Raw genomic sequence first — 13823 nt, 5'->3', positions numbered from 1 at the left:
GCGGATGCCCCGGCCGCCGCATCGAGCCTCGTCGGGCCCCGTCGAACCGCCCGGTGGGCCGCACAGGGCCCAGTCCGATCCACAGCTCTCGAAGATCCCTGATGGCCGGATCAGGGAATCGGACTCACCTTTGCCGCGAACGTGGAACAATTTCGCAAAGGGTGCCAATCGAACCGAGTGCTGGACGGTCTCGCCGACAACGACCCTCCGGCGCACGGCACCTTTGCCTGCCTGAGTCCGGTCACGAGTGGTTCGTCCGCCGGTGATCCCGCGGCTCAGGACCCTACGAAGAAGGGAGCAGCAATGATGGGACGTACCCGACTCTGGGCGGTCGCGATGGCGGCCAGCGCAGCAGTGGCGGCAACCGCCGTCGGCACCGCCGCCATGGGCGACGGCCGGGACGACTCGGGCGACAAGCGGGATTCGCACGACTCGCGGGACTGGAGCGACTCGCGCAACAACAAGGACGTGAACGTCCGGGCCAAACTCAGCGGCTTCGAGGAAGACCCAAAGCCGATCTCGACGCCCGGCTCCGGCCGGTTCGAAGCCACGATCGACGAACGGGACAAGAAGATCGAGTTCGAGCTGAGCTACAAGGACCTGAAGGACGTCCAGCAGGCGCACATCCACTTCGGAGGGAGACACCAGAGCGGCGGCATCGCCGTCTTCCTCTGCTCCAACCTGAAGGACGCGAAGGGTGGCGCGTCGCACGACGTCCAGTCCTGCCCCCAGGCCCCTGCCACCATCAAGGGGACCATCAAGCCCGATGACGTGGTCGGGCCCGCCGACCAGGGCATCGAGCCGGGCGAGTTCGACGAACTCGTCGACGCGATCGAGGCCGGTGTCACCTACGTGAACGTGCACACCAAGAAGTTCCCGAACGGCGAGATCCGCGGCCAGATCAAGAGCGACGACAAGCGGGACCAGAAGGACGAGAACCGAGGCCGCGACAAGGACGACGAGGGCCGGAACTCGTGGTGGAGCGGCGACGAGGACCGGAGCTGGAACGAGTTCAAGAAGAACTGGGACCGGGACCACGAGGACCGGGACAAGGGCCACGAGGACCGGGACAAGGGCCACGACCACGGGGACGATCAGTCCAACGACGAGAAGTGACCTGTCGCCTCGCGACGGGACGAACGCCCAACCCGTCAAGGGTTGGGCGTTCCGCGCCACGGCGAGGCACCGGTCGGTCCATCACGAGCGTGATGCCCCTGCGGTATCAATATGACTCCGAGGTATCACGCTCGCCGACACGACCGGCATCAGATGCAGCGACCCGCCTGGCCGTGTCGACATCTCGGGGCTGGACGGGCGCGCCGGTCAGGCAGCGGCCAGCACCTCGGACAGCGTCGCCGGGACCAGACCCTGCTCGCGCAACCCCGCCAGGATGAGCGGCAGTGCCTCGTCCGTCATCGCGGCGTTCGCCTCGGTCACATGCATGATCACAACCGATCCGGGGCGGACGTTGTCCAGCACCGCCCGCACGATCGGCTGCCAGGCGGTGGCGAAGGGATCACCGCTGACCACGTCCCCGTCGACCACCGTCACCCCGAGCGGAGCGAGCGCGGACAGCGCCGCCGCGTCGTGGCAGAGCCCCGGAAAGCGGAAGTACCGGGTCTGCCGGCCGCCGTACGGCTCGATCGCCCGGAAGGTCTTCGCCACGTTGTCGGTCATCCCGTTCGCCCGTACCCGGGGCAGGTCGTAACAGTCGCCGGTAAACGCCTCGTGCCCGTACGTGTGGTTCGCCAACTCGAAGCGCGGGTTGCCGGCGAGCCGCCGGGTCACCTCCGGATACCGCTCCACCCACTTGCCGGTCAGGAAGAAGGTGGCCGGGACCTGCTCCCGCTCCAGCAGATCGATGATGCGCAGGTTGGCGTAGGACTTCACCCGACCGGTGCGCAGGTTGTGCAGCATCCCGTCGGTCATGTCCGCGTCGAAGGTCAACGCGACCCGGTTGCCGGCACGCGGCCCGTGATCCACCACCGGCGGCCGGCTCCCCACGCGCGTCGATCCGGGGACGGTGGCTGCCGGCGCGGGTGCCTGGGCGGTAGCGCCGGGGTTGCTCGACGGCGCTCCCGCGCTGCCCGACGAGGCCCCCGCGCTGGCCGACGGTGCTTCCGGGACGGCGGCGTGCCCGGACGGACCGACGAAGGTCGGCGCATCCGTCGACGGCGCCCCGGAAAGAGCGATCGCGGACGCCGCGCTGGCCAGGATGCCCGCCGCGACCAGTACGCCGAGCAGCGGACGCAACCGAGGTCGGATCACGCGGAAGATCATCCCAGACGCGAAGGGCCTTCACTGCCCCGCAGAGCGTTCAGCGGGTGGGACCGTTACGCGGGACCGCCGCGCGGGGCGTACATGATGACCGCGACGCCGAGCAGGCAGAGCGCCGCACCCGCCAGGTCCCACCGGTCCGGGCGGAACCCGTCCACCACCATCGCCCAGCCCAGCGAACCCGCCACGAACACCCCGCCGTACGCGGCCAGGATCCGGCCGAAGTGCGCGTCCGGCTGGAACGTGGCGACGAAGCCGTAGCAGCCCAGCGCGACCACGCCGGCGGCGATCCACCACAGGCCGCGCTGCTCCCGCCAGCCCTGCCAGACCAGCCAGGCGCCGCCGATCTCGGCCAGCGCGGCCAGCGCGAACAACACCAGGGAACGAAGCACGGTCACCTGGCGACCCTAGCCGGAACGCGCAGCGGGTCCCCGGGCGCAGTGTCGCCCGGGGACCCGCTGGGACCGCTCAGGTCACTTCGTGAACGATTCCTTCACGTTGCGACCAGCGTCCTTCACGTTCTGACCAGCCTGCTTGGCGCGCGCGTCGCTCTGCTGGCTGGCGCCCTCGCCACGCATCTGCTCGTTGTCGGTCACGTCGCCGATCCGCTCCTTCGCGGCACCGGCCATCTGCTCGACCTTGTTCCGTGCCTTCTCGGTGAAGCTCATCGCGCCTCCTCGGTCTGGCGTCTCTTCCCGCTCGCTTGCCCGGTCTGCGGGTGCCGAAACCGGCGGTGCCGGGCGGCACACCGCGTAGCGCATCCTAGGAAGATAGGTTGAGTGGCGGGAGGCGGCATCGGCGCCCGCCGGATGCCGCCCTGTCCGCGATGGTTAACTGGCCGCATGGGAGAGCTCCTGCTGATCCGGCACGGCGAGACGACCTGGAGCGCCACGCGGCGGCACACCTCGTACACCGATCTGGAGCTGACCCCCGACGGCGAGCGGCAGGCCCGCACCCTCGCCGCGTTCCTGGCCGGCCGGCGATTCGTCACCGTGCTGGCCAGTCCCCGCTCGCGGGCGCTGCGCACCGCGCAGCTGGCCGGGCTCACCGTCGACGCCGTCGACGAGGACCTCAGCGAGTGGAACTACGGCGAGTACGAGGGACGCACCACCGTCGACATCCACGAGGACGACCCGCACTGGAACATCTGGACCGACGGCTGCCCCGGCGGCGAGTCACCCGCGCAGGTGGGCGCCCGCCTCGACCGGGTGCTGACCCGGGTCACGCCGCTGCTCGACCGGGGCACCGTGGCGCTGGTCGGCCACGCGCACAGCCTGCGGGTGCTCGGCGCCCGCTGGATCGGCCTGCCCCCGTCCGCCGGCGGACGGCTGCGGTTGGACACCGCCACGGTCAGCGTGCTCGGTCACGAACACGGCCGGCAGGTCATCCTGCGGTGGAACCAGCCGGCTCCTCCGGCACCCGGGACCGCGACCGACTCGGTGGCGCGGCACTGATCTTCGGCGGCCGGTTCTCGTACGGGGTGGACAGCACCACGGTGGTCCGGGTGGTCACGTTCGCCGACATGCGGATCTCCTGGAGCACCCGCTCCAGGTCGGCCGGGCTGGCCACCCGCACCAGCAGCATGTAGAAGTCCTCCCCCGCCACCGAGTAGCAGGAGTCGATCTCGGGCAGGTGGGCCAGTCGCTCCGGCGCGTCGTCCGGCTGGGACGGGTCGAACGGGCGGATCGCCACGAACGCGGTCAACGGCAGGTCCAGCGCCTCGAAGGAGACCCGGGCGGCGTACCCCTTGATCACCCCGCGCTGCTCGAGCCGGCGCACCCGCTGGTGCACAGCGGACACCGACAGCCCCACCTTCTCGGCCAGGTCGGTGTACGACAGGCGGCCGTCAGCGCTCAACGCTGCGACGATGGCGCGGTCGATCTCCTCCACGGCGAGCAACCTACCGGGAAAAACGCGCGACGGCGATGACGCTCCCACCGGACGGCGCCGACGGCGGGCCGCGGTGAACCCACCGCAGCCGCGCCACCACGCGTCGTCGACCCGTGCTCAGCCCTTGGCGAGGGCCCGGGAGATGACCATCCGCTGGATCTGGTTGGTGCCCTCCACGATCTGCAGCACCTTGGCCTCGCGCATGTACCGCTCCACCGGGTGGTCGGCCACGTAGCCGGCCCCACCGAGCACCTGCACCGCGTCGGTCGTCACCCGCATCGCCATGTCGGTGGCGAAGAGCTTCGCCTTGGCCGCCTCGATCGAGTACGGCCGCCCGGCGTCGCGCAGCCGGGCCGCCGCAAGGGTCAGCGCGCGGGCGGCGGAGATCTGGGTGGCCGCGTCGGCGAGGGTGAAGCCCAACCCCTGGAAGTCGATGATCGCCCGACCGAACTGCTGCCGCTCCCGCGCGTACCCGATCGCGTAGTCCAGCGCGGCCTGGGCCAGCCCGACCGCACAGGCCGCGATGCCCAGCCGGCCCGAGTCCAACGCGGACATCGCGATGGTGAAGCCCGCGCCCTCGCCGCCGATCAGCCGATCGGCCGGCACCCGCGCCCCGTCGAACGCGATCTGCGCCACCGGTGAGGAGCGCAGCCCCATGGTCCGCTCGGCCGCCTGCGGCGTGATGCCGGCGGTGCCCGCGTCGGCGAGCAGGCAGGAGATGCCCTTCGGGCCGGGCCCGCCGGTGCGGCAGAAGACGTTGTAGAAGTCGGCGGTCCGGGCATGGGTGATCCACGCCTTGGTGCCGGAGAGGACGTACGCGTCGCCGTCGCGGACCGCCCGGGTGCTCAGCGCCGCCGCGTCGGAGCCGCCCTGCGGCTCGGAGAGGCAGTACGCGCCGAGCAGTTCGCCGCCGAGCATGTCCGGCAGCAGCTTGCGCTGCTCGTCGCTGCCGAACGCCGCCACCGGGTGGCAGGACAGGGTGTGCACGCTGACCGCCTCGGCGACCGCGAGCCAGCGGCTGGCCAGGATCTCCAGCACCTGCAGGTACACCTCGTACGGCTGCGCGGCGCCGCCGTGCTCCTCCGGGTACGGCAGGCCGAGCAGGCCGGCCCGGCCGAGGGTCCGCAGCACCTCGCGGGGGAACTCGGCACGCTCCTCGAAGCCGCCGGCCTTCGGCGCGAGCTCGCGGTCGGCGAGTTCGGTGGCGAGGTCCAGCAGGTCGTGGGCCTCGTCGGTGGGGAGGATCCGGTCGACAGTCATAGCGCGATGAGCTCCGTGGGGGTGGTGTTGAGCCGCTGCACGCCGTCCGTCGTGCAGACGACGATGTCCTCGATGCGGGCGCCGTGTCGGCCCGCCAGGTAGATGCCCGGTTCGATGGAGAACGCCATGCCGGGCTCCAGCGGCCGGTCGTTGCCGGCCACCAGGTAGGGCTCCTCGTGACCGTCCAGGCCGATGCCGTGGCCGGTGCGGTGCAGGAACGCGGGGCCGTAGCCGGCGGCGGTGATCGGCTCCCGGGCGGCGGCGTCGGCCTCCGCTCCGCTGACCGCGGGCCGCACGGCCGCCACCGCGGCCCGTTGGGCGTCGCGCAGCACCGCGTAGTAGTCCAGGAAGTCGGCCGGCGCCGGCCCGCCCGCGACGTACGTGCGGGTGCAGTCCGAGCGGTAGCCCGAGGCCATGGTGCCGCCGATGTCCACCACCACCGGCTCGCCGGCGCCGATCGGGCGGTCGGAGGTGCCGTGGTGCGGGCTGGCCCCGTTCGGCCCGGCCGCCACGATCACGAAGTCCACCCTGACGTGCCCGGCGGACCGGATCGCCGCCGCGATGTCGGTGGCCACCTCGGCCTCGGTGCGCCCGGGGCGCAGCCACTCCCCCATCCGCAGGTGCACCTCGTCGATCGCCGCTCCGGCCTCGGCGAGCGCCGCGATCTCCGCCGGGGACTTGCGGATCCGCAGCTCGCGCAGCACCTCGCCGGCGAGCCGCTGCGCCGCGCCGGGCAGTGCCGCCCGCAGCGCGAGCACCTGCTCGGCCCACATCCGGTCGGCCAGCCCGACCGCCGCGGGCGGGCCGTCGAGGGCGGCGACGACCAGGGGGTACGGGTCGGTGCCGTCGGAATGGTCGACGATGCGCACCCCGGTGGCCGGCGCCGGGGACGCCTCCGCGGCCGGCCGCTCCAGCGTCGGCACGATCAGCGTCGGCTCGCCCTCGGCGGGTAGCACCAGGCAGGTCAGCCGCTCCCCCGCGTGGGCGTCGTACCCGGTCAGGTAGCGCAGGTCGGAGCCGGGGGTGAGCAGCAGGGCGTCCAGACCGGCGGCGGCCGTGGCGCGCTGCGCGGCGATCAGCCGGTCGGACGGATACAAGCCCTCGATTCCCACGTCGCCAGCTTAACGGTCGTTCGGGCAATGCCGGGAGCCGGCGCACTGCCCGGAGGACGGACGCCCGGGAAATCCACCGATGTTGATTGACTCGGACAGTTAACACTCTTTAAGATTTGGCTGCCTCGAGGCCCACCCGTTCCTGCGTCCCCCACCGACCGCCCGCGACGACCCTGCGCGGGCGGCTGTCGTCCCCCGCCCACGGGAAGGCCCCCGATGTCCTCACCACTGCGCCGCGCCCTCGCCGCCGGCCTGCTCGCCCTGGCCACCGCCAGCGCCACCCTGACCCTCGCCCCCACCGCCGCGCAGGCCGTGGTGCTGCCCAACAACTTCAAGAGCGTCGGCTACATGCCCTCCTGGGCCGGCAACGTCAACACCGTCCAGTACAACAAGCTCACCCACATCAACTACGCGTTCGTGCTGCCCAACAACGACGGCAGCCTGCGCCCGGTGGAGAACCCGAGCAAGCTCTCCTCGCTGGTCTCGCTCGCGCACGCCAACAACGTCCGGGTGTCGATCGCCGTCGGCGGCTGGAACGACGGCAACGACTCCGCCTTCGAGGCCCTCGCGGCCAACGCCGGCAGCCGGACCAACTTCGTCAACAACCTGGTCAACTTCGTCAACCAGTACAACCTCGACGGCGTCGACATGGACTGGGAGTACCCGGACCCGGGCGCCTCGGCGAACAACTACACCCAGCTCATGACGCAGCTCGGCAGCGCCATGCACAGCCGCGGCAAGCTGCTCACCGCCGCCGTGGTCTCCGAGGGATACAACGTCGACGGCGTACAGACGGCCGTGTTCGCCCAGGTCGACTGGCTCAACATCATGGCGTACGACGGCGGCAGCCCACACGCCAACTACGACTGGTCGATCGCCAGCGTCAACCTGTGGAAGTCGCGCGGCCTGCCGGCCGGCAAGGCCGTCCTCGGCATCCCGTTCTACAGCCGCCCCGGCTACTACACCTACTCGGCGCTGGTCGGGATGGACCCGGCCAACGCCAACCGGGACTGCACCACCGTGGGCGGCGCGCAGCAGTGCTACAACGGCGTGCCGACGGTCAAGCGCAAGACGCAGTGGGCCCTGGCCAACGCCGGCGGCGTGATGAACTGGGAGCTGTCGCAGGACACCACCGGCTCGACGTCGCTGGTCAGCGCCATGTACGACACCATCATGGGCGGCACCACCCCGCCGCCGAGCGGCCGTACCGGTCCGATCACCGGCATCGGCGGCAAGTGCGTCGACGTGGCCTCGGCGAGCAGCGCCAACGGCACCGCCATCCAGTTGTGGGGCTGCAACGGCACCACCGCGCAGAGCTGGACCGTGGCCAGCAACGGCACGCTGCGCGCCCTCGGCAAGTGCGCCGACATCGCCAGCGGCTCCACCGCCAACGGCGCGAAGGTCCAACTCTGGGACTGCAACGGCAGCGGCGCGCAGGTCTGGCAGGCCCAGTCCAACGGCACGCTGCGCAACCCGCAGTCGAACAAGTGCCTGGACGCCACCGGCAACAGCTCCGCCGACGGCACCCGGTTACAGATCTGGGACTGCTTCGCCGGCGCCAACCAGCGCTGGACCCTCCCGGCCTGACGGTGTGACACGGAAGGGCTCCCCGCGCGACCGCGGGGAGCCCTTCCGTGCACCTGGCTCGGTCAGGCGGCGCGGTGCTCGCGGACCACGTCGAGCATCTCGTCCACCGAGCCGGCCGGATCGGTGACCGGGAACTGCACCGCGCGGACCACCGCCGTCGGGTCGACCAGCAGCGTCAGCCGCTTGAACCGGGTGACGCCGCCGGCCCGGAAGGTGGGCAACAGCAGCCCCGCGCCGAGTCGGCCGTCCTCGTCGGACAGCAGCGGGAACGGCAGCCCGGCGTACGCGGCGAAGGCGGCGAGCTGGTCCGGCCGCTGGGTGCTGATCCCCCACACCCGCGCCCCCGCGTCCCGAAACTTCGGATACCGGTCGGCGTACGTGGTCGACTCCAGCGTGCAGCCCCGGGCGCCGGGGATGTCCGCCCAGCCCGGCGGGTAGCTGTCCACGATCCCCGGCGCGTACGCCCCCGGGAAGAAGTAGAGGACGCTCCAGCCGTCGGGGGCGCCCACCGCGACCGGCTGGCCGTCGGCGCCGGACAGCACGACCTCGGGCAGCCGTCGCCCGATCAGGTGGTGCACCCGGCGAGTCTCGGCCGACGCCGCGTCGGCGGTCGCGGTCAGCTCACCATCACCCATCAGGTGTCTCGTCCCCCAGTCCTGTAGAGCGATCAGCACCGGCAGCAGCCCCGCGCCCTTGGCGGTGAGCAGGTAGTCGAAGCGCGGTGGGTGCTGCGAGTACGGCCGACGCTCCAGCACACCGTGCTCGACCAGCGCGGCGAGGCGTTCGGTCAGCGACCGCCGGCTGACGCCCAACTCGCGCTGGAGGGCGTCGAAGCGGGTCGTCCCGCCGGCGACGTCGCGCACGATGAGGAACGTCCACCAGTCCCCCAGGACGCCGAGCGCCTGGGCGATGCCGCAGTCCGCGTCGGCAAGATCTTCCCGCCGCACCCGCCACCCCCATTCCGTACGGACCTCGACTATAGTCCGTTCCAGATTGGAACGCACTGGATCGGGTGAACGGGGGCGGACGACATGCACGTCCGAGAACGAGCCGGAGTGTTCTGGCGATGGTGGGCCGCCGGCACGACCAGCATGGTCGGGTCGGCGGTCGGCGCGGTCGCCCTGCCGCTGACCGCGCTCACCGTGCTCGACGCCACCGCGTTCCAGATGGGTCTGATCGCCGCGGCCAGCTACATCGCCTGGATCGTGATCGGCCTGCCCGCCGGCGTCATCGTGCAGCGGCTGCCGCTGCGCGGCGCCCAGGTGGGTGCCGACCTGGCCCGCGCGGCCGCCGTCGCGTCCATCCCACTGGCCTGGTGGTGGGGGCACCTCACCGTCGCGCACCTCGTCGTCACCGCGCTGGTGGTCAGCTTCGCCAACGTGCTCTTCGACGTGGCCAACTCCACCTTCCTGCCCAGCATCGTGGACCGCGAGCAGTTGCAGTCCCGCAACAGCCTCACCTCGGCCACCCACGCCGCCACCCAGCTCAGCGGCCCGTCGCTCGGCGGGCTCGCCGTGCAGGCACTCGGGGCGGTGCCCACCCTGCTCGTCGACTCGGCCAGCTACCTCGTCTCGGCGGCGCTGCTGCGCACCCTGCCCGCCCGCCGCGACGACGCTCCGGACCGCTGGCCACCCGTCGGCGAGCTGATCCGCGAGGGTTGGCGCTTCGTCGCGTACCACCCGGTGATGGGGCCCGGCATGTGGGCCGCCACGGCCATGAACTTCGTCTGCGGCGCGCAGTTCGCGCTGTACCCGCTCTACCTGGTCCGCGAGCTGCACGCCCCGGCCGGCCTGGTCGGGGTGCTGCTCGCCGTCGAGGGAGTCGGCGCGCTGGTCGGGGCGGCGCTCACCAACCGGATCACCGCCCGGATCGGCACCGCCCGCGCGCTGATCGCCTCCGGGTTCACCACGGTCGCCGGGGCGTTCCTGATCCCCTGGGGCACCGGCTGGCCGGCGTACGCCGCCTTCGCCGCCGGCAACGTCGTCTTCTCCCTCGGGACGGTGGTGCTCAGCGTGACCACCCGGACCTACCGGCAGATCGCCAGCCCACCCGACCTGCTCTCCCGGGTGATGGCGACCGTCCGGTTCGTCTCCTGGGGCGCGATCCCGGTCGGCGGCCTCGTCGCCGGCGCGCTGGCCGGCCCGCTCGGCGCGCGGGCCACCCTGTTCGTCTTCGCGGCAGCGGCGGTGGGCGCGCCGCTGGCGCTGCTGTTCTCCCCCGTCCGGCACCTGCGTGACCTCACCGACCACGACCGGAACGACGAGCCGCCGCGACCCGCCGCACCAGCGGTCACCGTCGGGGATCGGTGACCACGGCGCCGGACCAGAGGCTGTCGGCCAGCCGGCGGACCCGGTCGGCGTGGGTGAGCACCTCGACGCTGTGCACGTACTGGTCGACCGCACCCAGCGGCGGCCGGTCGCGCAGCGCGGGGTCGGTCACGCCGGCGCGGAGCCCGGCGGCGATCCGCTCGGCGTGCAGCACCAGAAACGGGCGGTGGTGGAACAGCCGGGCACGGGCGTGCACCGGTGCCGCGAGCCCGGTCTCGTCGGTCCACCGGGCCACCGCCTCCAGCGCCGCCACCAACCCGGCCTGGCGCCGGGTCCAGTCGCCCGGGCCGAGGGCGTGGGTCAGCGCCGCGACCACCGGCGCCGCGCCGGGCAGGCCGCCGAAGACCGTGCCGAGCCACTTGTCGTACGGCGGCCAGCGCCGGTGCAGCAGCAGGCCGAGTCGCATCAGGTCCCGGGCCAGGCCGGCGGTGACCATCCGGCTGCCCAACTCGTCGCCGACCTCGGCGCACCGGCCGGGCAGGTGCTCCGCCTGCGCGATCCGGGTCCACGCCGCAGCAAGCACGTGCCGCCACACGTCCGACGGATACCAGGCCAGCGCGGCCCGGCGCGCCGTTAGCGCGCCGTCGAGGCCGTCGTGGAAGACCGCGCCGCCGGTGACCTCCGCCAGCCGCTGGGTGGGGGTGGCCAGCCAGTCCGCCGTGCTGACACCGACCGCCGGGTCGAAGCCCAGTCGGTGGCGGCACCAACCAGCCAGCTCGTCGACGCCGACCCCGTGCCGCGTGCCCGCCGGATCGACGACGCCCAGCCGCCCGTCGTCGCCGGCGAAGCGGGTCGGCCAGCCGAGGAACTCCGCTGGCAGGTCGGCGTCCAGCGCCGCACGAAGACCGGGAATCCGGGCGGCATCGGTGGCCATGACGAACACCTGCACGCGCGGCCCCCAGTCGTGGTCGGTGGACCGCGCGGTGTCCAGGCCCAGCAGCTCCGAGCCGCCGTCCAGCAGGCCCGCCGCGTACCGCAGCGCCGGGAAGCGGTGGCGCAGGATCGGTGCGATCACCTCGTCGTGGTAGCGGCGGGCGAGCGTCAGACCGGGAAGAAACGCCACACTGGCAGTCTGCGCCGCCCGAGCGGGAGCCCGCACCGCGGTTTCCCAGGTCCGGCGGCACCGGGGGCCATAGCCTGGGTCGGAGCGCCCCGAGTCGGGCGCCGCGCGACGGCGGCCGGGCGTACCCCTGATCGTCGGTGGGCTGTGCCAGGCTGTCGGGCGTGGCACACCGATCCCCGATCCTGCTGATCGACGCACCCAGCCTCTACTTCCGGGCCTACTTCGGCATCCCGGAGTCCGCCGCCCGGGCCGAGGACGGCACCCCGGTCAACGCGGTGCGCGGCTTCCTCGACATGCTCGCCACCCTCATCCGGGGTCGCGGCGCGGACCGGATGGTCTGCGCACTGGACTACGACTGGCGCCCGGCGTGGCGGGTCGACCTGCTGCCGTCGTACAAGGCGCACCGGGTGGCCCCGCAGGGTGGCGAGGTCGTACCGGACACGCTCTCCCCGCAGGTGCCGATGATCCTGGAGGTGCTGGCCGCGGTCGGCATCACCGCCGTCGGCGCGACCGGCTACGAGGCCGACGACGTGCTGGGCACGCTCTCGGTGACCCAGCCGGGCCCGGTGGAGGTGGTCTCCGGCGACCGGGACCTGTTCCAGCTCGTCGACGACGCCCGACCGGTCCGGCTGCTCTACGTCGGGCGGGGCGTGGCCAAGCTCGACGACTGCGACGACGCCGCGGTGCGGGCCCGCTACGGGGTGCCGGCCGACCGGTACGCCGACTTCGCCGCGCTGCGCGGCGACCCCAGCGACGGGTTGCCCGGGGTGCCGGGCGTCGGCGAGAAGACCGCCGCCCGACTCATCGAGCGGTACGGCAGCATCGCCGGCATCCTGGCCGCCCTGGACGACTCGGGCTCGGCCTTCGCACCGGGTCTGCGGGCCAAGCTGGCCGCCGCCCGCGACTACCTGGCGGTCGCGCCGACGGTGGTCCGGGTCGCACTGGACGTCCCCCTGCCGGAGCTGCCCACCGCGCTGCCGACCACCCCCGCCGACCCGGACCGACTGCTGGAACTCGCCGGCACGTGGAACCTGGCCGGCTCCGCCCGCCGCCTGGTGGACGCCCTCGCCGCCCGCGCCGACACCTGACCACCGGCGCTCCGTGGCGTCCCGCCCCCGCCTAACGATCCGGGCTGTGGGCGGGAGCCATGATGCGTAGCGCGTTGGCGTCCAGGCCGATCCGGATCGGGGTCTCGCCGTACAGTTCGCCGTCGACCTCCACCGGCGCGGGCCGGTCGGTCTCCAGCCAGAGCTGGCGGACGGCGAGGAACGGCTCGTCGCCGAGCATGCGGCGATGCCCGGTCGCGGCGTTACGGGCCGTGTCCCGCAGCAGCTCGTGGCGCGCTCGGCCGCCCACCGGATAGGCGACGAGGAGCCGGTCGTCGGCGTCCGCGTCCGCGGTGATCGGCCGGCCGGCGTGGAAGCCGCCGTTCGCCACGTACAGCTGGTGGGTGACGAACTCGTGCTCCCGCCCCTCCGCGCGCACCAGGGCGCGCAGCGGACGGTGCCGCGTCAGCAGCGTGAGGGCGGTGGCCGGGTACGCGAGCCGGCCGGTGGCCCGCTTGAGACGCGGCGGTGTCCTGAGCATCACGTCGGCGGACAGGCCGATGCCGACGTGGTTGGTGAACCGCCTGCTGCCCACGAGGCCGAGGTCGACGTCGATCACCTTGCCCTGGGCGAGGACCGCCACGGCCGCGTCCAGGTGGAGTGGCACGCCCACGGTGCGCGCGAAGTTGTTGGTGGTGCCCAGCGGCAGCAGGCCCAGCGCGATGTCGCGGTGCGCGAGCAGCCGCGCGGCGGTGCTGATCGTGCCGTCGCCGCCGCCCGCGATCAGGAGGTCCGGCTCGAGATCGGCCGCAGCCGCGAGGCACTGCTCAAGGTCCGCGGGCACCTCGACGGGGTACGTGGCCAGCAACGTGAACCCGGCGGCGGTGAGCCGATCCCGAGCACGCTCGTAGAGGCGGCGGCCGTGGCGGGAGTGGGCGTTGACGACGAGCGCCGCGCGCCGCTCCCGTCGGATGGCAGCGCTCAGCTCCGGCTTCGTTCGCATAGGGCCGGAGCCTATCGTCGGATGGTGGGGCGAAAACCTCACTTGGCCTCGTCGCGCTCCACATGGACACACGTCACGTCGTCCCCGAAGGGAACTCGGTTCGGGTGGCTGCCGGGGCCTCCTGGACGTCGGCACCGTCGCGGAACCAGATTGCGGCTGACGGCATGGACCGACTGGAACATGAGCTGGGACGAGTACGTCAAGGGCAGCGCCGTGCCGTACGAGCCGCCGGCGGACCCGGACGTCACGCCGACGCCG

General features: G+C 72.7%; 14 protein-coding genes. 5 read left to right on the top strand and 9 right to left on the bottom strand.

What is annotated here, in order from left to right; all coding sequences use genetic code 11:
• Positions 1–303: 303 nt before the first annotated feature.
• Positions 304–1116 (top strand): CHRD domain-containing protein, encoded by an 813-nt coding sequence (locus tag AB0K07_RS15160; protein ID WP_363755346.1) that lies wholly within the window; start codon positions 304–306, stop codon positions 1114–1116.
• Between the two features lie 207 nt (positions 1117–1323).
• On the opposite strand, the gene AB0K07_RS15155 is transcribed toward AB0K07_RS15160, so the two are convergent.
• The 3 genes from AB0K07_RS15155 to AB0K07_RS15145 all read right to left on the bottom strand — a co-directional run bounded on the left by AB0K07_RS15155 (position 1324) and on the right by AB0K07_RS15145 (position 2945).
• Positions 1324–2268: a polysaccharide deacetylase family protein gene (locus AB0K07_RS15155; RefSeq protein ID WP_363755344.1), complete on the bottom strand. Its 945-nt coding sequence runs from the start codon at positions 2266–2268 to the stop codon at positions 1324–1326.
• Positions 2269–2333: 65 nt separating this feature from the next.
• Positions 2334–2675, bottom strand: coding sequence for a YnfA family protein (locus AB0K07_RS15150; RefSeq protein WP_363755342.1), 342 nt, complete (start codon positions 2673–2675; stop codon positions 2334–2336).
• A gap of 75 nt (positions 2676–2750) precedes the next feature.
• A complete protein-coding gene (locus AB0K07_RS15145) occupies positions 2751–2945 on the bottom strand; it encodes a CsbD family protein (protein WP_363755340.1) in 195 nt (64 codons plus the stop codon).
• Positions 2946–3119: 174 nt separating this feature from the next.
• Between AB0K07_RS15145 and AB0K07_RS15140 the strand changes: the two genes are divergently transcribed.
• Positions 3120–3731: a histidine phosphatase family protein gene (locus tag AB0K07_RS15140; RefSeq protein WP_363755338.1), complete on the top strand. Its 612-nt coding sequence runs from the start codon at positions 3120–3122 to the stop codon at positions 3729–3731.
• On the opposite strand, the gene AB0K07_RS15135 is transcribed toward AB0K07_RS15140, so the two are convergent.
• The 3 genes from AB0K07_RS15135 to AB0K07_RS15125 form a co-directional block, all read right to left on the bottom strand.
• Positions 3661–4167: an Lrp/AsnC family transcriptional regulator gene (locus tag AB0K07_RS15135; protein WP_363755336.1), complete on the bottom strand. Its 507-nt coding sequence runs from the start codon at positions 4165–4167 to the stop codon at positions 3661–3663. The two genes, AB0K07_RS15140 and AB0K07_RS15135, sit on opposite strands and share 71 nt — an antisense overlap.
• 117 nt (positions 4168–4284) lie before the next feature.
• A complete protein-coding gene (locus AB0K07_RS15130; protein ID WP_363755334.1) occupies positions 4285–5427 on the bottom strand; it encodes an acyl-CoA dehydrogenase family protein in 1143 nt (380 codons plus the stop codon).
• Entirely contained in the window at positions 5424–6539 is a 1116-nt protein-coding gene (locus tag AB0K07_RS15125) for a Xaa-Pro peptidase family protein (protein ID WP_363755332.1), read from the bottom strand. The genes AB0K07_RS15130 and AB0K07_RS15125 overlap by 4 nt, the downstream gene beginning before the upstream one ends.
• Positions 6540–6755: 216 nt before the next feature.
• Between AB0K07_RS15125 and AB0K07_RS15120 the strand changes: the two genes are divergently transcribed.
• A complete protein-coding gene (locus AB0K07_RS15120; RefSeq protein ID WP_363755330.1) occupies positions 6756–8126 on the top strand; it encodes a glycosyl hydrolase family 18 protein in 1371 nt (456 codons plus the stop codon).
• 62 nt (positions 8127–8188) lie between these two features.
• Here the strand turns inward: AB0K07_RS15120 and AB0K07_RS15115 are convergent, their stop codons facing one another.
• A complete protein-coding gene (locus AB0K07_RS15115) occupies positions 8189–9073 on the bottom strand; it encodes a winged helix-turn-helix transcriptional regulator (protein WP_363755328.1) in 885 nt (294 codons plus the stop codon).
• Positions 9074–9157: 84 nt separating this feature from the next.
• Between AB0K07_RS15115 and AB0K07_RS15110 the strand changes: the two genes are divergently transcribed.
• A complete protein-coding gene (locus AB0K07_RS15110; RefSeq protein WP_363755326.1) occupies positions 9158–10435 on the top strand; it encodes an MFS transporter in 1278 nt (425 codons plus the stop codon).
• On the opposite strand, the gene AB0K07_RS15105 is transcribed toward AB0K07_RS15110, so the two are convergent.
• Positions 10416–11516: a DUF4037 domain-containing protein gene (locus AB0K07_RS15105; protein WP_363755324.1), complete on the bottom strand. Its 1101-nt coding sequence runs from the start codon at positions 11514–11516 to the stop codon at positions 10416–10418. The two genes, AB0K07_RS15110 and AB0K07_RS15105, sit on opposite strands and share 20 nt — an antisense overlap.
• Positions 11517–11677: 161 nt before the next feature.
• On the opposite strand from AB0K07_RS15105, the gene AB0K07_RS15100 reads away from it, so the two are divergent.
• Positions 11678–12604 carry a 5'-3' exonuclease gene (locus AB0K07_RS15100; protein WP_363755322.1) on the top strand — a complete coding sequence of 309 codons (927 nt, stop codon included), beginning with the start codon at positions 11678–11680 and terminating at the stop codon, positions 12602–12604.
• A gap of 31 nt (positions 12605–12635) precedes the next feature.
• On the opposite strand, the gene AB0K07_RS15095 is transcribed toward AB0K07_RS15100, so the two are convergent.
• Entirely contained in the window at positions 12636–13565 is a 930-nt protein-coding gene (locus tag AB0K07_RS15095; protein WP_363755320.1) for a diacylglycerol kinase family protein, read from the bottom strand.
• Between the last annotated feature and the right edge of the window lie 258 nt (positions 13566–13823).

Source organism: Micromonospora sp. NPDC049301 (genome assembly GCF_040678715.1).
Classification (GTDB): Bacteria; Actinomycetota; Actinomycetes; order Mycobacteriales; family Micromonosporaceae; genus Micromonospora.
Note: the sequence above shows the minus strand (reverse complement) of the source record. Positions and strands in the feature narration are given on the sequence as shown.

Bases quoted from the DNA above. Each gene is read 5' to 3' on its own strand.
- AB0K07_RS15160 (WP_363755346.1), top strand. From the start codon at position 304: ATGATGGGACGTACCCGACTCTGGGCGGTCGCGATGGCGGCCAGCGCA.
- AB0K07_RS15145 (WP_363755340.1), bottom strand. From the start codon at position 2,945: ATGAGCTTCACCGAGAAGGCACGGAACAAGGTCGAGCAGATGGCCGGT.
- AB0K07_RS15140 (WP_363755338.1), top strand. From the start codon at position 3,120: ATGGGAGAGCTCCTGCTGATCCGGCACGGCGAGACGACCTGGAGCGCC.
- AB0K07_RS15130 (WP_363755334.1), bottom strand. From the start codon at position 5,427: ATGACTGTCGACCGGATCCTCCCCACCGACGAGGCCCACGACCTGCTG.
- AB0K07_RS15120 (WP_363755330.1), top strand. From the start codon at position 6,756: ATGTCCTCACCACTGCGCCGCGCCCTCGCCGCCGGCCTGCTCGCCCTG.
- AB0K07_RS15110 (WP_363755326.1), top strand. From the start codon at position 9,158: ATGCACGTCCGAGAACGAGCCGGAGTGTTCTGGCGATGGTGGGCCGCC.
- AB0K07_RS15095 (WP_363755320.1), bottom strand. From the start codon at position 13,565: ATGCGAACGAAGCCGGAGCTGAGCGCTGCCATCCGACGGGAGCGGCGC.